This is a genomic window from Kitasatospora xanthocidica, from assembly GCF_014656195.1.
GTDB lineage: Bacteria > Actinomycetota > Actinomycetes > Streptomycetales > Streptomycetaceae > Kitasatospora > Kitasatospora xanthocidica.
On sequence record NZ_BNBY01000017.1, the window covers coordinates 114746 to 132989 of the forward strand.

Here is an 18244-nt window from a genome sequence, read left to right on the forward strand (position 1 = left end):
GTACCGGCGCCCGCCGCCCGTCCGGGTCCGGCCACGCGGCCGGACCCGGAGGTCACACGCACACCATTGTCACCCGAAAGTGGATCAGCCCTGACCGGCGTCCAGGATGTCCACCACGAAGACCAGCGTCGCGCCGGGCGGGATGTCGCCCTGGCCCTTGTCGCCGTAGCCCAGCGCGGCCGGGATCACCAGCTCGACCCGGCTGCCCACGGTCTGGCCCTCCAGCCCCTGGTCCCAGCCCGGGATGACCTGGCCGCCGCCGACCGGGAAGGTGAACGCCTGGCCCTTGCTGAGCGAGGAGTCGAAGACCTTGCCGTCCTTGAACAGCGCGCCGGTGTACTGGACGACGACCTTCTCGCCCTTCTCCACCTTCGGCCCGGTGCCCTTGATCAGGACGTGGGACTTCAGCTCGGTCGGGTCCTTGGCGCCGGCCACCGGGGTGATCTCGGCCGGCTTCTTGCCGTTGTCCTTGACCTGGGGGAAGTCGGCCGGCGGCGGGGTGACCGTGCCGCTGAGCACCGCGTCGGGCGCGTTGGCGTTGCGGATGTCGATCACGAAGATCAGGTTGTCCTTCGCCCCGATCGACATGTCGGCCTTGCCCTGGGGGCCGAAGGCGGCGGCCGGCGGGGCCACCACCAGCAGCCGGCTGCCGGCCTTCTTCCCGACCACGGCCTGGTCCAGGGCCGGGATCAGCGCGTCGGTGCCCGCCTGGAAGATCTGCGGCTTGCCGTTGGCGTCGTACGAGCTCGGGATGTCCTTGCCGGTGTTCCAGTCCTTGGCGGTGTAGTCCACCGAGGTCCAGGAGTTCTTCTCGACCTTGGCGCCGGAGCCCTCGGAGAGCACCTTGACCACGAAGGAGCCGTCGGAGGCCTCGCCCGGCACCTGGATCTCGGCCTTCTTGCCGAAGTCACCGGTGACGGTCGGCAGCACCTTGGCGCTGTCCTTGATCGGCGGCACCGGCTCGGCGCTCGGCGTGGGCGGCGCGGTCTTGGCCGCGTCCGGCTTGGCCGCGGTGGCGTCCTTGTCCCCGCCGTCCTTGTTGACCAGGTACAGCGTCACGGCGCTGCCGGCCAGCAGCACGGCCAGCACGGTGCCGAGGATCACACCGAGCCTGCCGACTCCCGGCGGGTTCTCGTCGTACCCGGCCTCGGAGGTGTCGGCCCGGCGCACCGTGGACGCGAAGATCTGCGGGGCCTCGTCCGTCTTCGTCCCGCCCTGGGCGCGCGGGGCCTCGCCGGGCTGCGCCCAGCCGGCCTGCTGCTTCAGGATCGACGGCGGGACGACGATCGACTCGCCGTCCCCCGGGAGCGGGCCGCCGGGACGAGAGGCCGCCGGGTCACCCGCAGCGCTGTCGTTGGCCGCGGTGCCGGCCCCGCCCGGGCTCGGCGTCTTCTCAGTCATGACTCCCCATCCATCTCGCCACAGGTCTTCCAGGTCTGCGTCCGGCGTGCTGAGCGCCGGCCTGCCGTCGCACCGCCCGCCCCGGACCTTGGCGCCGGGCGGCGCCTGCCACAGCGCGAGGGCAGTATGACAGCTAAGGATGAGGACGGACGCTTCGTTGTACGAGCGTCCGCCCAAGCGTACGGAATCCCCCCGGTGACTTCCTAGTGTTCCTAGTGTGTGCCTGACAATTCGCGCACCCGGCGGGAATCGTCAGGCACGCCCTACACCGCTTCCAGGATGTCGATCACGAAGACCAGCGTGGAGTTCGCGGGGACGGCGCCCTGCGCCTTGTCCTGGTAGCCGAGCGCGGGCGGCACCACGAGCAGCACCCGGCTGCCGACGTTCTGCCCGACCAGCCCCTTGTCCCAGCCCTCGATCACGCTGCCGGTTCCGATCTGCACGGCCTGCGCGCCGCCGTGCGTCCAGGAGGCGTCGAACTGCTGGCCGTTGCTCCACAGCACCCCGGTGTACTGCACCACCAGGGTCTGCCCGCTCTTGACCTGCTTGCCCTCGCCCTTGATCAGCACCGCCTGCTGCAGGTCGGTGGGCGCGGCCTGCCCGGCCGGGACGGTGATCGTCGCCGGCGCCTTGCCGTTGTCCTTGACCTGCGGCAGCGTCGCGGCGGGCTCGGTCATGTTCCCGGTCAGCGCGGAGTCCTGCGGCAGGCTCTCCACGATGTCCAGCACGAACACCACGGTGTCGTTCTTGTTGACCCCGAGCTGGCCGGAGCCCTGCTCGCCGAAGGCCGCCGCCGGCGGCGCCACCACCAGCAGCCGGCTGCCCACCTTCTTGCCGATCACGCTCTGGTCCAGCGCCGGCACCAGCTGCCCGCTGCCGGCCTGGTAGAGCTGCGGCTTGCCGTTGTCGTCGTACGAGCTGGGCAGGTCCTTGCCGGTGGTCCAGTCCTTCGCGGTGTAGTTGACCGTGACCCAGTCGCCCTTGTTGACGGTGGAACGCTCGCCCTCGGTGACCGTGTTCACCACGAACTGGCCGGTGGGCTGCCGGCCCTCCGGGATGGTGATGGTCGCCTTGCTGCCGAATCCGCCACCCGAAAGGGTGGGCATCGGCGAGGCCTCGCCGACCGGCGCCGGCACCGTCGGGGCGGCGCTCGCCGGGGACGGGGTCGCCGGGCCGGCCGCCTTGGGGGAACTGCTGCAGGCGACCGCCAGCAGTAGCGGCAGGGTGAGAAGCAAACCGGCGGTGCGGCGCACGGTGGTCCTAACTGTCGGTCGAAGTCGGCTCTCCTGACTCGACGGACAGCGTATGCCCGGCACGCGTCCGGCCCCGGTAGACACCACCGGGGCCGGTCACGACCTTGATCACGACGGCGGCGCGGGCTACATCCCCGCGATGAGCTTCTCCACCCTCTCGTCCACCGAACGGAACGGGTCCTTGCACAGCACCGTGCGCTGCGCCTGGTCGTTCAGCTTCAGGTGCACCCAGTCCACCGTGAAGTCCCGGCGCTGCTCCTGCGCCCGGCGGATGAAGTCCCCGCGCAGCCGGGCCCGGGTGGTCTGCGGCGGGATCGACTTGGCCTCGAAGGTCTTGAGGTCGGTGGTCACCCGCTGCGCCTGGTTCTTGGCCTGGAGCAGGTAGAACAGGCCGCGCCGGCGGTGGATGTCGTGGTACGCGAGGTCGATCTGCGCCACCCGCGGGTTGGACATGCTCATCTGGTGCTTCTCGCGGTAGCGCTCGATGAGCTTGTACTTCATGATCCAGTCGATCTCGGTGGCCACCCCGTCCAGCCGCTCGCTGCGGACGGCCTCCAGGGTGCGGCCCCACAGGTCGAGGATCCGGGCGACGGTGCCGGTGTTGATGCCCTTGCGGTCGGCGAACTCCAGGGCCTTGGTGTAGTACTCCTCCTGGATGTCCAGCGCGCTGGCCTCGCGGCCGTTGGCGAGCCGCACCTGGTGGGTCCCGGTGAGGTCGTGGCTGACCTCGCGGATCGCCCGGATCGGGTTCTCCAGGGTGAGGTCGCGCATCACCACGCCGGCCTCGATCAGCCGCAGCACCAGGTCGGTGGCGCCGACCTTGAGCAGCGTCGTGGTCTCGGACATGTTGGAGTCGCCGACGATCACGTGCAGCCGGCGGTAGCGCTCGGCGTCCGCGTGCGGCTCGTCCCTGGTGTTGATGATCGGCCGCGAGCGGGTGGTGGCGGAGCTGACGCCCTCCCAGATGTGCTCGGCCCGCTGGCTGACGCAGAAGACCGCGCCGCGCGGGGTCTGCAGCACCTTGCCGGCGCCGCAGATCAGCTGCCGGGTGACCAGGAAGGGGATCAGCACGTCGGCCAGCCGGGAGAACTCGCCGTGCCGGGCCACGCAGTAGTTCTCGTGGCAGCCGTACGAGTTCCCGGCCGAGTCGGTGTTGTTCTTGAAGAGGTAGACGTCGCCGGCGATGCCCTCCTCGTGCAGCCGCCGCTCGGCGTCCACCAGGAGGCCTTCGAGGATGCGCTCCCCGGCCTTGTCGTGGGTCACCAGCTCGACCACGTCGTCGCACTCGGGGGTGGCGTACTCGGGGTGAGAGCCGACGTCGAGGTAGAGCCGGGCGCCGTTGCGCAGGAAGACGTTGCTGCTGCGGCCCCAGGAGACGACCCGGCGGAACAGGTACCGCGCGACCTCGTCCGGCGACAGCCGCCGCTGCCCGCGGAACGTGCAGGTCACGCCGTACTCGTTCTCCAGCCCGAAAATCCGGCGGTCCATGAGCACTCCATTCTGGTCGGAGCTGTCCGAAACCGCCTCCACGACGACTGGGCCGCCGCAGGGGCATCGGAGTCCCGCACGGCGGGCTGCGCCGTCGTACGGGACTCCGCCGTACTACTCGTCCGACGGCGTGGCCGCCGCCGGCTTCTCGTCGTCGTCCGCCTCGGCGGACTGGTCCCCGTCGAGCAGCCGGCCGAGCTGGTTGCCGAGGATCCGCTTGAACTTGCGCTGCTGGAAGCGCTGGCGGTCGAGGACCGCCACCTCCAGCTGCTCCGGGGTGAGGCTGCGCGGGCTGCCGCCGTTGGGGTCCCGGGCGAGCGAGTCGACCGCGACCTTCACCGCCTCGGTGAGGCTCATGCCCACGCGGTGGCGCTGGCCCAGGTAGTTGCCGATCGAGTCGGCGTTGCCGCCGACCACCACGTAGTTCTTCTCGTCGACGACCGAGCCGTCCGGCGTGAGCCGGTAGATCTGGTCGTTGTCGGCGGTCTTGCCGACCTCGGCGACGATCAGCTCGACCTCGTACGGCTTCTCGCCGACCGAGGAGAAGATGGTGCCCAGGGTCTGGGCGTACACGTTGGCCAGGCCCCGGGCCGTGACGTCGGCCCGGTCGTAGGAGTAGCCGCGCAGGTCGGCGTAGCGGACGCCGCCGATGCGCAGGTTCTCGAACTCGTTGTAGCGCCCGACCGCCGCGAAGGCGATCTTGTCGTAGATCTCGGAGACCTTGTGGAGCGCCCTGGAGGTGTTCTCCGCGACGAAGACGATGCCCTCGGCGTAGGTGAGCACGACCACGCTGCGGCCGCGCGCGATGCCCTTGCGGGCGTACTCCGCGCGGTCCGCCATGGCCTGCTGGGGCGAGACGTAGAACGGTGTCGACACCGGCGGTCGTCCCTTTCCTGTGAGGTGATGGCTAGATCAGCGGGGCCTGCGGGCCGTTGGGGTGGGTCAGGCGCTCGTCGGTGATGGCGACGACGACTTCGGTGACCTCCGCCTCGGTGAGCCGGCGGAAGCCGTCCTCGGTGATCAGCGAGACGATCGGGAAGATCTTGCGGGCGAGGTCCGGGCCGCCGGTGGCGGAGTCGTCGTCCGCCGCGTCGTAGAGGGCCTGGACGACCAGGGTGACGGCCTGGTCCGCGGTCAGGCCGTCGCGGTAGAGCTTCTTCATCGAGCCGCGGGCGAAGACCGAGCCCGAACCGGTGGCGGCGAAGCCGCGCTCCTCGGAACGCCCGCCGGTGACGTCGTAGTTGAAGATCCGGCCGCGGCCGCGGTCCAGGTCGTAGCCCGCGAAGATCGGCACGACCGCGAGGCCCTGCATCGCCATGCCCAGGTTGCCCCGGATCATGGTGGTGAGGCGGTTGGCCTTGCCCTCCAGGGAGAGCGTGGCGCCCTCGATCTTCTCGTAGTGCTCCAGCTCCAGCTGGAACAGCCGGACCATCTCGACCGCGAGCCCGGCGGTGCCGGCGATGCCGACCGCGCTGTACTCGTCGGCCGGGAAGACCTTCTCGATGTCGCGCTGGGCGATCACGTTGCCCATCGTCGCGCGGCGGTCACCGGCGATCACGACACCGCCGTCGAAGACCGCGGCCACGATCGTGGTCCCGTGCGGCGCCTCGACCACCGAGCCCTCGGGCAGCCCCCGGCCGCCCGGGAGCAGCTCGGGCTTGTGCTCGGCGAGGAAGTCGAGGAACGAGGACGACCCCGGGGTCAGGAAGGCAGCCGGTAGACGCCCGGTGCCACGAGTGTTGGCTTCCACACGATTCCTTCCAGGTAGCTTGAAGCTCGCGTTGCCCGCACCCTACCCGCCCGACGATCACTGTCCACGGGTGGTGGGGAGGTGCCGGGCGGCCGGGCGGCGAGCGCCGCCCGACCGCCCTCGACGGTCGCGACCGTGAATTCCCGATGACCGGTACGGGCTATTGCCCGCCCTTCTGCACGAATCCACGCACGAAATCTTCCGCATTCGACTCGAGGACCTCGTCGATTTCGTCCAGCACCGCGTCGACGTCGTCGCTCAGCTTTTCCTGGCGCTCCTTGAGGTCGTCGGAATTCTGCGTTTCGGCAGCCTGCTCCTCGACCTCCTCGGAGGAACGGTTTGCCCGCTGCTGGCCGCCGCCGGTGTCCTTGCTCGCCATTTCCCTCACCCCGCTCGATTCGTCTGGCACGGTTTGGTCGGTTGGGTCGTTGCCGGTTGCACCGACCCTATACACAAGGTGCGACTGCCGCTCCCGGTTTGCCGGTGGCGCTTCCTGTCCAACACCCGCTGCCACCCCGGATGATTCCCATTCGGCGGACGTTCACCCGTGGTGATCGAAAAGTTACCCGCCGGAGAGCACCCGGAGCAGGTCCTCCGCCGTGCGGCAGCGGTCCAGCAGCTCCTTGACGTGGTTGCGCGTCCCGCGCAGCGGCTCCAGCGTGGGCACCCGCTGCAACGAGTCCCGGCCCGGCAGGTCGAAGATCACCGAGTCCCAGGAGGCCGCCGCGACGTGGTCCGCGTACTGCTCCAGGCAGCGCCCGCGGAAGTAGGCCCTGGTGTCCTCCGGGGGCTTGGAGACGGCCCGCTCGACCTCGTCCTCGGTCAGCAGCCGCTCGAAGCGTCCACGGGCCACCAGGCGGTTGTAGAGGCCCTTCTCAGGCCGCACGTCGCTGTACTGGAGGTCGACCAGCTGCAGCCGGGAGTTGGACCACTCCAGGGCGTCCCGGCTGCGGTAGCCCTCCAGGATCTCCCGCTTGGCGATCCAGTCCAGCTCCTTGGAGAGCGACATCGGGTCGCGCTCCAGCCGGCCCAGGACGTCCTCCCAGCGCGTCAGCACGTCCACCGTCTGCTCGTCCGCGTCGTTGCCGAAGCGGTCCTCGACGTACTTGCGGGCCAGCTCGAAGTACTCGAGCTGGAGCTGGACGGCGGTGAGCCTGCGCCCGTTCCGCAGGGTGATCAGGTGTTTGAGGGTCGGGTCGTGGGAGACCCGGTGCAGGGTCCGCACCGGCTGGTCGACGGCGAGGTCGGCGGCGATGAAGGAGTCCTCGATCATCGACAGGACCAGCGCGGTGGTGCCCAGCTTGAGGTAGGTGGAGATCTCGGAGAGGTTGGCGTCCCCGATGATCACGTGCAGCCGGCGGTACTTCTCCGCGTCGGCGTGCGGTTCGTCCCGGGTGTTGATGATCGGCCGCTTGAGCGTGGTCTCCAGGCCGACCTCGACCTCGAAGTAGTCCGCCCGCTGGCTGATCTGGAAGCCGTGCGCCGAGCCGTCCTGGCCGATGCCGACCCGGCCGGCGCCGGTCACCACCTGGCGGGAGACGAAGAACGGGGTCAGGTGGCGCACGATGTCGGCGAACGGCGTCGCCCGCTTCATCAGGTAGTTCTCGTGGGTGCCGTAGGAGGCGCCCTTGTTGTCGGTGTTGTTCTTGTACAGGTGGATGTTCTGCCCGTTGGGCAGCTCCAGCGCGCGCTGCGCCGCGGCCGCCATGATCCGCTCGCCCGCCTTGTCCCAGAGCACGGCGTCGCGCGGGTTGGTCACCTCGGGCGAGCTGTACTCGGGGTGCGCGTGGTCCACGTAGAACCGGGCCCCGTTGGTGAGGATGACGTTGGCCAGGCCGATGTCCTCGTCGGTCAGCTGGCTGGCGTCCGCCACCTCGCGCGCCAGGTCGAAGCCCCGCGCGTCGCGCAGCGGATTCTCCTCCTCGAAGTCCCAGCGGGCCCGCCGTGCCCGGTGCATCGCCGCCGCGTACGCGTTGACGATCTGGGACGAGGTGAGCATGGCGTTGGCGTTGGGGTGGCCGGGCACGGAGATTCCGTACTCGGTCTCGATGCCCATCACTCGCCGTACGGTCATGCGGCCCTCCTTGCCCGGTGCGCCGCCCCCGGCGGGCGGAGCACGCTGACGTACCGCTGAACAACACCGGCGCCGGCCATCTGACCGCGGACGGTGGGTCGAGCCTAGGTCCAGGCGCGGGACGGCGGCCCCCGAGACGCGCCGTCCGGCTGCGGGGCCGCGAGGCGCCACAGCCGGACGGTGTGCGTACAGCTCCGGGGACCGCTGCCGGCCCGGGTAACCGCGTGCTTACAGGTACTGCCCCGTGTTGGCGACGGTGTCGATCGAGCGGCCGGACTCGGCGCCCTGCTTGCCGGTGACCAGCGTGCGGATGAAGACGATCCGCTCGCCCTTCTTGCCGGAGATGCGGGCCCAGTCGTCCGGGTTGGTGGTGTTCGGGAGGTCCTCGTTCTCCTTGAACTCGTCCACGCAGGCGGCGAGCAGGTGGGAGACGCGCAGACCGCGCTGACCGTGGTCGAGGAAGTCCTTGATGGCCATCTTCTTCGCGCGGTCGACGATGTTCTGGATCATCGCGCCGGAGTTGAAGTCCTTGAAGTACAGGACCTCCTTGTCACCGTTGGCGTAGGTGACCTCCAGGAAGCGGTTCTCCTCCGTCTCGGAGTACATCCGCTCCACCACCGACTGGATCATCGCGGCCACCGTGGCCGCGACGGAGCTGTCGTGCTCCTTGAGGTCGTCCGGGTGGAACGGCAGCGAGTCCTTGAGGTACTTGGAGAAGATGTCCTTCGCGGCCTCGGCGTCCGGGCGCTCGATCTTGATCTTGACGTCCAGGCGGCCGGGCCGCAGGATCGCCGGGTCGATCATGTCCTCGCGGTTCGAGGCGCCGATGACGATGACGTTCTCCAGGCCCTCCACACCGTCGATCTCGGCGAGCAGCTGCGGGACGATGGTGTTCTCCACGTCCGAGCTGACACCGGAACCGCGGGTGCGGAACAGCGACTCCATCTCGTCGAAGAAGACGATGACGGGCGTGCCCTCGCTGGCCTTCTCCCGGGCCCGCTGGAAGACCAGGCGGATCTGCCGCTCGGTCTCGCCGACGTACTTGTTGAGCAGCTCCGGGCCCTTGATGTTGAGGAAGTAGCTCTTCCCCTGGGGCCGGCCGGTCACCTCGGCGACCTTCTTGGCCAGCGAGTTGGCGACCGCCTTGGCGATCAGCGTCTTGCCGCAGCCGGGCGGGCCGTAGAGCAGGACGCCCTTCGGCGGGCGCAGCTCGTACTCCTTGAAGAGGTCGGCGTGCAGGTACGGCAGCTCGACCGCGTCGCGGATCAGCTCGATCTGGTTGCTGAGGCCGCCGATCTGGCGGTAGTCGATGTCCGGGACCTCCTCGAGGACCAGCTCCTCGACCTCGGACTTCGGCACGACCTCGTACACGTAGCCGGAGCGGGGCTCCAGCAACAGGGCGTCCCCCGCCCGGATGGTGAGCTCGCGCAGCGGCTCCGCGAGGCGCACCACGCGCTCCTCGTCGGTGTGGCCGAGAACCAGGGCTCGCTCGCCGTCCTCCAGGACCTCCTTGAGGGTGACGATCTCGCCGATGCGCTCGAAGGCCATCGCGTCCACGATGTTGAGGGCCTCGTTGAGCATCACCTCCTGGCCGCGCCGCAGCTCGTCGAGGGCGACGTTGGGGCTGACGTTCACACGGAGCTTCCGCCCGCCGGTGAAGATGTCGGCGGTCCCGTCCTCGTTCGCGTCGAGGAAGGTGCCGAAGCCCGCCGGGGGCTGTGCCAGCCGGTCCACTTCCTCCTTGAGGGCCACGATCTGGTCGCGGGCCTCACGCAGGGTGGAGGCGAGCCGTTCGTTCTGGGCGGACACGCCGGCCAGGTTGGTCTGGAGCTCGACGATCCGCTCTTCGAGGATTCTCGAATTGCGCGGCGAGTCGGCGAGCTTGCGGCGCAGCACGGCGATTTCCTGCTCAAGGTACGAGACCTGAGCGGCCTCGTCGGAACCACGAGCGGGCCTGCCGGTGCTGCGGTTGTAGTCGTCATCGTGGGCTGCCACGGTCCTCACCTCCTCCGGGGAGCTGGACGCTTCCAGACCCTACCTGGGACCAGGGGTCCGTAAACCCCTAGATCAAGAAAGATGGAACGGGCGTGTCCGATCTTCGCCCCAGCGTGCTTCCCCTCTGCTAAGGGGATACCCACCGCGCACCGCCCAAAGCGGGCCAGATGTATCGTCGAGCGAAGTGATATCCGATCGCGACCACGACGCGAGGTCCGATCGTTGTACGAATGGCGGGATTGCTCCCAGAAATGGGCGACCCGGGACAGAAACGGCAGGGAACCATGTCGGTGACCGAGCAGACTGCGGCGACGACCGAGGCGCTGGAGGTGTGGATCGACCAGGATCTGTGCACCGGCGACGGCATCTGCGTCCAGTACGCACCGGAGGTCTTCGAGCTGGACATCGACGGCCTGGCGTACGTGAAGGGCGAGGACGACGAGCTGCGCCAGCAGCCCGGGGAGACCGCCCCGGTGCCGCTGACGCTCCTTCAGGACGTGGTGGACTCGGCGAAGGAGTGCCCCGGCGACTGCATCCACGTGCGCCGGGTCGCCGACCGGGTCGAGGTGTACGGCCCGGACGCGGAGTGAGGGTAGTGAGGGTGTAGGGCCGGGCCGCTCAGGCCTGGCCCGCCGGGGCGGCGGCCTGGGAGCGTTCCCAGCCGCCGCCCTTGCGCGTCCAGGTGAGGTCGAGTGAGATGTCGGGGCGGAAGCGCGGCACGTCCTCGCTCGAATACCCCTGCGCGTGGCCGGTGATGGCGCCGTCCGAACGCACCGCGAGCCGGCTCACGGTGAGGTTCTCGCGCTCGGTGAGCAGGGTGGCCAGGACCGTCGGGCGGTCGCCGGGGCCGAAGCCGAGCAGGAAGACGGAGTCCGGCGGGGTGCCGGTCTCGGCGCCGCAGTGCGCGGCGACCACCGTGCCGGGGCGTCCGTCGCCCAGCCGGGCGGGCACGCTGATCGCCGTCCTGACCGGGAACGGTCCGCAGTCGAGCGGGAGTTGGGCCAGGGCCGGATCGGGGGCCGCGGTCGCGGCGAGGGCCGCGGGGGCGCCGTGGGCGGGCACCGGGGTGCCGGTCGCCGGGGAGGCCGCGAGGGCCGCGCCCACCACCGCCCCGCAGCCGGCCAGGGCCACGGCCCAGTGCCAGGGCGCGGTCCGGGCGTGCCCGGACCGGGGGCCGCCCCGCGGTGTCTGCTGTCCAACCGTCGCCGTCGTCCCGACCGCGGTCTCCACCAGGCGTCCCCTCCAGAGTTCCAGGAGCTGGTCCGTTCGAGCGAGCATCGTCCCACACCGTGCCGGTGAACTCACGGCCGGGGAGCGCGTCATGGGGCAGGCCCACCCACGGCCCGCCGGGGAGCCCGTCATGGAACGGGCCTCCACCGAAGCCCGGCCGGCGAGCCGAAGGGGCGCGCCGGTGCCGAAAGGGAGAAGCGAGGAGGCCCGAGGGACGAGGGCCTTGGAGCGCCGACCGTCGGCACCGGGTCCGAGCGCCCCGGAGGCGAGCCGGCCACAAAAAAGGGGGCAGGGGCGGCACGAGATCGCTCGTGCCGCCCCTTGAGTCGGTACCGCGGAGGCTCAGCCCAGGTCGGGCTGGTCGTCCTCGCCGGCGCGGGCCGCCTTGCGGGCGGCGGCGCGCTCCTTGAGGGACGCCTCGGGCGACCCGTTGTCGTAGTCCTCGCCGTACGCGCCCTTGGCCGGGCGGCGGCGGCGCAGCGGCGGCTCCACGCCGTCCGCCAGGCGGCGGGCGGTGAGCAGGAAGCCGGTGTGGCCGATCATCCGGTGGTCCGGGCGGACCGCCAGGCCTTCCAGGTGCCAGGTGCGGACCATGGTCTCCCAGGCCTGCGGCTCGGTGTAGGTGCCGTGCTCGCGCAGCGCCTCGACGGTCTTCGACATCTGCGTGGTGGTGGCCACGTAGCAGCAGATGAGGCCGCCGGGGACGAGCGCCTTGGAGGCGACGTCCAGGCACTCCCAGGGGGCCAGCATGTCGAGGATGACGCGGTCGACGTCGGTCTCGACCAGGTTGTCCTGGAGGTCGCCGACGGTGAGCTTCCACGCCGGGTGCGGGCCGCCGAAGTAGCGCTCCACGTTGCCCTGGGCGATGTCGGCGAAGTCCTGCCGGCGCTCGTAGGAGGCCAGCATGCCCTGCTCGCCGACGGCGCGCAGCAGGTAGGTGCTGAGCGCGCCCGAGCCGACTCCGGCCTCGACCACGCGGGCACCGGCGAAGATGTCGGCCATCGCCAGGATCTGCCCCGCGTCCTTGGGGTAGATCACGGCGGCGCCGCGCGGCATGGACAGGACGTAGTCGGGGAGCAGGGGGCGCAGCGCGAGGTACGGGACGTTCCCCGTGGTGCGCACGACCGTGCCCTCGGGGGCGCCGATCAGCTCGTCATGCGGGAACGCACCCTTGTGGGTGTGGAACTGGTTCCCGGCCTGGAGCGTGAACGTGTAGTGGCGACCCTTGGGGTCGGTCAGCTGGACCTGGTCCCCGACCTGGAAGGGCCCGCGTCGGCGGGTGGCACCGGTCGGTTCGGACATACGCACAATCCTAAGGGAAGCGGACCGCCCCGCCTCACCAGCCCCTGGCGGCGGCCGTCGTCCCGGGCGTCACCGGCCGCTGACGGCCGAGGTCAGGCGCTGCTCGATGTCGCTGAGCGCGGCGACGCCGTACACCCGGCCGTCGGCCTCGACGACCAGGTACTCCCCCGCCGGGGTGGCCTGGACGGCCCGCAGCAGGTCCTCGCCGGCCAGGTCGGCGTCCAGCCGCAGGCCGGGCTCCAGGTCGCGGGCGTACGGGCCGACGGCGACCCAGGGGCGGCGGTGCTCCGGCACCTCCCGCGCCTTGGACTCCCGGAGGATGGCGATCGGCTCGCCCCGGCCGTCCACCACGACCACGGCGCCGGCCCGGGCCTCGCGGGCGCGGCGCATCGCCTCACCGAGCGAGGTGTCGGCGGTGACCTCGACGGTGCGGCGGGCCAGGTCGCGCAGCCGCAGGCCGGGCAGCGCCTCCTTGAGCCGGGCGTTGCGCACGCTGCCGGTGGCGCCGTTCCAGATGATCGCGGCGAGCACGGCGGCGAGCACCGCGTCCACCAGGGTGTCGGTGGTGGTGCGCTCGACCCCGCGGGCGGCGCTGATCAGCGGCAGGCCGATCAGGACGGCGACCGCCAGCACCCGGCCGACCCAGGCGGCGGCCACCGTGCCCGCCATCGGCCGGCCGGTGATCGCCCAGACGACGGCGCGCAGCATCCGCCCGCCGTCCAGCGGCAGGCCGGGCAGCAGGTTGAAGGCGGCGACCACCAGGTTGGACACCATCAGGCCCGTGAGCAGCACCCCGGGCACGCTGGACAGCTCCACGGCCCGCACCGCGAGGTAGAACACCCCGCCGAGCGCCAGCGAGAGCAGCGGGCCGACGAAGGCCAGCCAGAACTCCCGCCAGGGCGTGGTGGCCTCCTTCTCGATCTCGGAGACGCCGCCGAAGAACTGCAGCTGGATCCGGCGCACCCCGAGCCCGTAACGCAGCGCTACCAGGGTGTGGGCGAGCTCGTGGACCAGGACGGAGGCGTAGAAGGCGACGGCGAAGGAGAACGCGACCAGGTAGCGGGTGGCACCGAGGTCGGGCAGCACGTCGTTCAGCTGGCCGCCGAACACCCAGGTGATCAGCGCGGCGATGACGAACCAGGAAGGGGTGACGTAGATCGGCACGCCGAAGGGCCGGCCCATCAGGAGGCCGCTGCGGCGCTCCGGCGGCGGCCCGGCCGGGCGTTTGCGGTCGTCCTGCGGTGGCTGGTCGGAGGTCTGCTGCCCCCTGCTGTCGCTCACCGTGATCCCTTCGGTCGTCTCCCCCGTCGTGCCCCGGTGCGCCCACGCTACGTGATCGTGGCGCTCCGGCGCCGCGCGCCCCTCCCGGTGCTCTCATACCCACTGCGCGGGCCGTGGTGGCAGCACCGTGGCAGCGGGATGACAGCAAAGGGCAATAGGGTCGTAGCCATGCAGCAGACCGACACCACCAGCGCCACCGGGGCCCCGGTGCGCCCGGCGGCGCCGCCGACCGGCCTGTCCCCGTCCCGGGCGGGGGACTTCCTCACCTGTCCCCTGCTGTACCGGCTGCGGGTGATCGACCGGCTCCCCGAGCCGCCGAGCGCGGCGGCCACCCGGGGCACGCTGGTGCACGCGGTGCTGGAGCGGCTGTTCGACAGCCCGGCGGCCGAGCGCACGCCGGAGCGGGCGTTGGGCCTGCTGCGCCCGCAGTGGGAGCGGCTGCTCGGTGAACGGCCGGAGCTGGGCTCGTTGTTCCCGGAAGGCCCGGAGGACCCGGACGGCGCGGCGCTCACCCGCTGGCTGTCCGACGCCGAGAAGCTGGTCGGCCAGTGGTTCCGGCTGGAGGACCCGACCCGGCTGCACCCGGTGGAGCGGGAGCTGTACGTGGAGACGGCCCTGGAGTCGGGGCTGCTGCTGCGCGGCTACATCGACCGGGTCGACGTCGCCCCGACCGGCGAGGTCCGGCTGGTGGACTACAAGACCGGCCGGGCGCCCTCGCGGGACTTCGAGGGCAAGGCGATGTTCCAGATGAAGTTCTACGCGCTGGTCGTGTGGCGGTGGAAGGGCGTGATCCCCAAGCGCCTCCAGCTGGTCTACCTCGGCGGGGGCGGGGACGTGGTCAGCTACGACCCGGACCAGGCCGACCTGCTCGCGGTGGAGCGCAAGCTGCAGGCGCTGTGGGAGCGGATCGGCCACGCGGTGGCCACCGGGGACTTCCCGGCCACCCGCAACCGCCTCTGCGACTGGTGCGACCACCGGGCCAGCTGCCCGGAGTTCGGCGGCACCCCGCCGCCGTACCCGCTGCCGCTGTCCCGTACGCCTGACGAAGACGATCGATGAGGACGATCCCAACGGGGGATCCGATGAACGAGGAGTGTCCTAGGTGACGATCCGTGTGCTGCTGGTCGACGACCAGCCGCTGCTGCGCACCGGTTTCCGGATGATCCTGGAGGCCGAGTCCGACCTGGTGGTGGTCGGTGAGGCCGGCGACGGTCAGCAGGCGCTGGACCAGGTGCGGGCGCTGCAGCCCGACGTGGTGCTGATGGACATCCGGATGCCGCGGATGGACGGCGTCGAGGCGACCCGCCGGATCGCCGGCCCGGGTCGGGACGGCCCGGCGAAGGTCCTGGTGCTGACCACCTTCGACCTGGACGAGTACGTGGTGGAGGCGCTGCGCGCGGGCGCCAGCGGCTTCCTGCTGAAGGACGTCCCGGCCGAGGAGCTGGTGCAGGCGATCCGGGTGGTCGCGGACGGCGCGGCGATGCTGGCGCCGAGCATCACCCGCCGGCTGCTGGACATGTACGCCACCAAGCTGCCGTCGGGCGACGAGGCGCCGCCGCAGGCGCTGAGCGCGCTGACCGAGCGCGAGCTGGAGGTGCTGAAGCTGGTGGCGCGGGGGCTGTCGAACGCGGAGATCGCGGCCGAGCTGTTCGTCAGCGAGACCACCGTGAAGACCCATGTCGGCCACGTGCTGACCAAGCTGCAGCTGCGCGACCGGGTGCAGGCGGCCGTGTACGCGTACGAGAGCGGGCTGGTGCGCCCGGGCAGCCTGTAGCCGGCCTGTAGCGGCCTCCGCGGCCGGTGACGGCCCGCGGAAACGTCACGGCGGCCCGTCCGCCGCTCCCCGTGGTGAGGGGGCGGTGGACGGGCCGCCGTCCTGTGCGCGCTACTTGGCGCTGCGGCTGATCTCCCAGAAGCGGAAGAAGCCGGTGGTGTCGACGGTGGACTCGACGCCGGTGACGTACGAACGGGCCGCGTAGAAGGCCTTGTTCTGGTACAGCGGGATCAGCGGGACGCTCTCGGCCTCGATCTGCTGGATCTGGCCGTAACCGACCGCGGCCGCGCTGCGGTCGGCCTGCTTGAGGCCGTCCGGCACCAGCTTGCCGCTGATCCGCGGGTCGTCCCAGCCGTGGTGGTAGGCACCGCCGTTGACCAGCAGCGGGGCGATGTAGTTGTCCGGGTCCGGGTAGTCGGCGAACCAGCCGATGACGTAGGCCTGGTACTTGCCGTCCGCCCAGCCCTTCTTGTACGCCTCCCAGTCCGGCTCCTGCTGGACCGTGACCTGGAAGAGGCCGCCGGCCTCCAGCTGCTTCTTCAGCGTCTCGGCCTCGTTGGCGCCGGCCCGCGAGCGGGACCAGGTGAGGTTGAGCTTGACCGGGGTCGGGACCTTGGCGTCGGTGAGGATCTTCTTGGCCTTGGCCACGTCCTGCTCGCCGTAGCGGTCGAAGAAGGCGGTGGTGTGGCCGGTGACGCCGGCCGGGACCATCGCGTACAGCGGCTGGACGGTCCGGGCGAAGACGTCGCGGGCGAGCGCCTTGCGGTCCATCAGCTGCGCGGCGGCCTGGCGGACCGCGGGGTTGCCGCCGACCGCGTCCTTGGTGTTGAAGACCAGCGAACGGGTGTCGTTGCTGTCGCCCTCGGTCACCTGCAGGTCGGTCTTGCCGCCCTGCTGGTCGGAGCGGATCTGGGCGGCGGTGTTCGGCTCCAGGCTGTTGTCGGTGAGGTCGACGTCGCCCTTGTCCAGCGCGGCCTTCAGGTCGTCGGCCTTGTCGAAGTACCGGACGGTGAACTTGGTGTTCCGCAGCTTGGCCTCGCCGCCGTACTTGTCGTTGGGCGACAGCACGACCTTGCCGACCTGCTTGCCGCTGTTCTCGACCGAGTCGATGCGGTACGGGCCGGAGCCGACCTGCTTGTCGTTGGCCAGCGCCTTGTCGGCCGGGTAGACCTGGTGGTCCACGATGGCCCCGGCCGGGGTGGCCAGCTTGGCCGGCAGGGTGGCGTCCGGCGCGGAGAGGTGGAACAGCACCTCGTTGTCGCCCTTGGCCTCGACGGACTTGATCGAGGAGAGCAGCGAGACCGGCCCGTTGTCGTCGTTGATCTTCTTGGTGCGCTCGATCGAGAACACCACGTCCGCGGCGGTCAGCGGGTGGCCGTTGGAGAACTTCTGCCCGGGCCGCAGGGTGCAGTGGTACTCGGTGGCCTCGCCGCCGGTGAACTCGCAGGACTGCGCGGCGTCCGGGCTCGGGTTGCTGGCGGCCGCCGGGAAGGTCAGCAGCGACTGGAAGGTGTTGCGCATGACCAGCCAGGAGCCGGAGTCGTAGGAGGTCGCCGGGTCCAGGGTGCCGGTCAGCTGGGCGGTGCCCATGGTGATCGACTTGCCGCTGTCCCCCTTCACGGCGTCGGTCACCGATCCGCAGCCGGCCACCGTCACGGCGACCAGACCGGCACAGCCGAGTACTGCGAGGCGTTCAGCTGAAGTCTTCACGGGGCGCGTCCTTATCGGTGGCACGAAACCCGAGTAGCGTGCCATATCGAACACGCACGACCGATACCCGCGCAGATGACGTTTGGGACACGGCGGTTCAGGGCAGCACCTCGCGCTCGACGAGATGTCAGCCAATGCCCCATTTCTCCCTCGATCACCTCGGACCGGGGCCCCGTCCTGCCGTGTACCGGCCGGTAGGGCCGGGCCGCAATGAGAGGACAATCACACTCGCAGGGGTGGGTGACTCAGACCCGCGAGGCGACCAGCGAGCGCAACAGGTCGAGGTCGACCTGCTCCAGCGAGGGCAGCACCAGGCGCCCCGGGGCCGGCTCGATCGCCGCCACCGAGGGCACCGCGATCACCGGGCAGCCGGCCGCCTCGCCCGCGCTCACCCCGGTCGGGGTGTCCTCGACCACCACGCAGCGGGCCGGCTCCGCACCCAGCCGGCGGGCCGCCTCCAGGTACGGGTCGGGGAACGGCTTGGTGCGCGGCACCTCGTCCCCGCCGATGGTGAAGGCGAAGTGGTGGGCGCCCAGCGAGCGCAGCACGATGTCGATCACGTGCCGGTGCGAGGCGGACACCATGGCGGCCGGGATCCCGTGCGCGGCAAGGGTGTTGAGGAGGCGCTCGGCGCCCGGCATCAGCGGCACGCCGCCGCCCAGCAGGTCCACGAAGCGCTGGTTCACCAGCACGCCCAGGTCGGCCGGGGCGATGTCCACGCCGGTCCGGGCGACCAGGTAGTCCATCACCCGGGTCATCGGGCCGCCGACCACGTGCGCGCGGTCCGCCTCGTCCAGCTGGTGGCCCAGCTCGGCGAAGAGCGAGACCTCGGCCTGCCACCAGAAGTCCTCGGTGTCCACCAGCGTGCCGTCCATGTCCAGCAGCACCGCCTGCAGACCGCGGTCGTCCCCGTGGTCCAGCACGCGGGTGGCGGTGGGACTGGTGGTCATGGCGGGTTCCTTCCGGCAGGCCCCGGACCGTGCCCG

16 protein-coding genes are annotated in these 18244 nt (G+C 70.9%); 3 read left to right on the forward strand and 13 right to left on the reverse strand.

Going from position 1 to position 18244, the window contains the following annotated elements:
• Positions 1–84: 84 nt before the first annotated feature.
• From IE332_RS26400 to arc, 8 genes are all read right to left on the reverse strand, one after another.
• Positions 85–1401, reverse strand: coding sequence for an FKBP-type peptidyl-prolyl cis-trans isomerase (locus tag IE332_RS26400; RefSeq protein WP_189920974.1), 1317 nt, complete (start codon positions 1399–1401; stop codon positions 85–87).
• A gap of 263 nt (positions 1402–1664) precedes the next feature.
• Positions 1665–2654: an FKBP-type peptidyl-prolyl cis-trans isomerase gene (locus IE332_RS26405; RefSeq protein ID WP_189920976.1), complete on the reverse strand. Its 990-nt coding sequence runs from the start codon at positions 2652–2654 to the stop codon at positions 1665–1667.
• Between the two features lie 126 nt (positions 2655–2780).
• A complete protein-coding gene (gene pafA / locus IE332_RS26410) occupies positions 2781–4142 on the reverse strand; it encodes a Pup--protein ligase (RefSeq protein WP_189920978.1) in 1362 nt (453 codons plus the stop codon).
• Between the two features lie 114 nt (positions 4143–4256).
• A complete protein-coding gene (prcA, locus tag IE332_RS26415; RefSeq protein WP_189920980.1) occupies positions 4257–5018 on the reverse strand; it encodes a proteasome subunit alpha in 762 nt (253 codons plus the stop codon).
• Between the two features lie 31 nt (positions 5019–5049).
• The gene (prcB, locus tag IE332_RS26420) at positions 5050–5892 is read right to left on the reverse strand and encodes a proteasome subunit beta (RefSeq protein ID WP_189920982.1); all 843 of its coding nucleotides are present in this window, start codon (positions 5890–5892) and stop codon (positions 5050–5052) included.
• Between the two features lie 160 nt (positions 5893–6052).
• The gene (locus IE332_RS26425) at positions 6053–6271 is read right to left on the reverse strand and encodes a ubiquitin-like protein Pup (RefSeq protein ID WP_031069167.1); all 219 of its coding nucleotides are present in this window, start codon (positions 6269–6271) and stop codon (positions 6053–6055) included.
• A 183-nt stretch (positions 6272–6454) separates the two neighbouring features.
• A complete protein-coding gene (dop, locus tag IE332_RS26430; RefSeq protein ID WP_189920984.1) occupies positions 6455–7966 on the reverse strand; it encodes a depupylase/deamidase Dop in 1512 nt (503 codons plus the stop codon).
• Positions 7967–8194: 228 nt separating this feature from the next.
• Positions 8195–9961 (reverse strand): proteasome ATPase, encoded by a 1767-nt coding sequence (gene arc / locus IE332_RS26435; RefSeq protein WP_189920986.1) that lies wholly within the window; start codon positions 9959–9961, stop codon positions 8195–8197.
• Between the two features lie 284 nt (positions 9962–10245).
• Between arc and IE332_RS26440 the strand changes: the two genes are divergently transcribed.
• Positions 10246–10551 (forward strand): ferredoxin, encoded by a 306-nt coding sequence (locus tag IE332_RS26440; protein ID WP_189920988.1) that lies wholly within the window; start codon positions 10246–10248, stop codon positions 10549–10551.
• A gap of 28 nt (positions 10552–10579) precedes the next feature.
• Here the strand turns inward: IE332_RS26440 and IE332_RS26445 are convergent, their stop codons facing one another.
• The 3 genes from IE332_RS26445 to IE332_RS26455 form a co-directional block, all read right to left on the reverse strand.
• The gene (locus IE332_RS26445; protein WP_189920990.1) at positions 10580–11239 is read right to left on the reverse strand and encodes a hypothetical protein; all 660 of its coding nucleotides are present in this window, start codon (positions 11237–11239) and stop codon (positions 10580–10582) included.
• A 294-nt stretch (positions 11240–11533) separates the two neighbouring features.
• Entirely contained in the window at positions 11534–12493 is a 960-nt protein-coding gene (locus IE332_RS26450; RefSeq protein ID WP_189920992.1) for a tRNA (adenine-N1)-methyltransferase, read from the reverse strand.
• A 69-nt stretch (positions 12494–12562) separates the two neighbouring features.
• Complete coding sequence (locus tag IE332_RS26455) at positions 12563–13774, reverse strand: site-2 protease family protein (protein WP_229928919.1); 1212 nt, start codon at positions 13772–13774, stop codon at positions 12563–12565.
• A 168-nt stretch (positions 13775–13942) separates the two neighbouring features.
• On the opposite strand from IE332_RS26455, the gene IE332_RS26460 reads away from it, so the two are divergent.
• The gene (locus tag IE332_RS26460) at positions 13943–14833 is read left to right on the forward strand and encodes a RecB family exonuclease (RefSeq protein ID WP_189920993.1); all 891 of its coding nucleotides are present in this window, start codon (positions 13943–13945) and stop codon (positions 14831–14833) included.
• Positions 14834–14876: 43 nt separating this feature from the next.
• Positions 14877–15548 (forward strand): response regulator, encoded by a 672-nt coding sequence (locus tag IE332_RS26465; protein ID WP_189920995.1) that lies wholly within the window; start codon positions 14877–14879, stop codon positions 15546–15548.
• A 111-nt stretch (positions 15549–15659) separates the two neighbouring features.
• Here IE332_RS26465 and IE332_RS26470 read toward each other — a convergent pair whose 3' ends face one another.
• Positions 15660–17258 carry an ABC transporter substrate-binding protein gene (locus tag IE332_RS26470; RefSeq protein WP_189920997.1) on the reverse strand — a complete coding sequence of 533 codons (1599 nt, stop codon included), beginning with the start codon at positions 17256–17258 and terminating at the stop codon, positions 15660–15662.
• A 245-nt stretch (positions 17259–17503) separates the two neighbouring features.
• Positions 17504–18208 (reverse strand): HAD family hydrolase, encoded by a 705-nt coding sequence (locus tag IE332_RS26475; RefSeq protein WP_189921000.1) that lies wholly within the window; start codon positions 18206–18208, stop codon positions 17504–17506.
• Positions 18209–18244 lie beyond the last annotated feature (36 nt).

Bases quoted from the DNA above. Each gene is read 5' to 3' on its own strand.
- IE332_RS26450 (WP_189920992.1), bottom strand. From the start codon at position 12,493: ATGTCCGAACCGACCGGTGCCACCCGCCGACGCGGGCCCTTCCAGGTC.
- IE332_RS26460 (WP_189920993.1), top strand. From the start codon at position 13,943: ATGCAGCAGACCGACACCACCAGCGCCACCGGGGCCCCGGTGCGCCCG.
- IE332_RS26445 (WP_189920990.1), bottom strand. From the start codon at position 11,239: ATGCTCGCTCGAACGGACCAGCTCCTGGAACTCTGGAGGGGACGCCTG.
- IE332_RS26425 (WP_031069167.1), bottom strand. From the start codon at position 6,271: ATGGCGAGCAAGGACACCGGCGGCGGCCAGCAGCGGGCAAACCGTTCC.
- IE332_RS26475 (WP_189921000.1), bottom strand. From the start codon at position 18,208: ATGACCACCAGTCCCACCGCCACCCGCGTGCTGGACCACGGGGACGAC.
- IE332_RS26400 (WP_189920974.1), bottom strand. From the start codon at position 1,401: ATGACTGAGAAGACGCCGAGCCCGGGCGGGGCCGGCACCGCGGCCAAC.
- dop (WP_189920984.1), bottom strand. From the start codon at position 7,966: ATGACCGTACGGCGAGTGATGGGCATCGAGACCGAGTACGGAATCTCC.
- pafA (WP_189920978.1), bottom strand. From the start codon at position 4,142: ATGGACCGCCGGATTTTCGGGCTGGAGAACGAGTACGGCGTGACCTGC.
- IE332_RS26440 (WP_189920988.1), top strand. From the start codon at position 10,246: ATGTCGGTGACCGAGCAGACTGCGGCGACGACCGAGGCGCTGGAGGTG.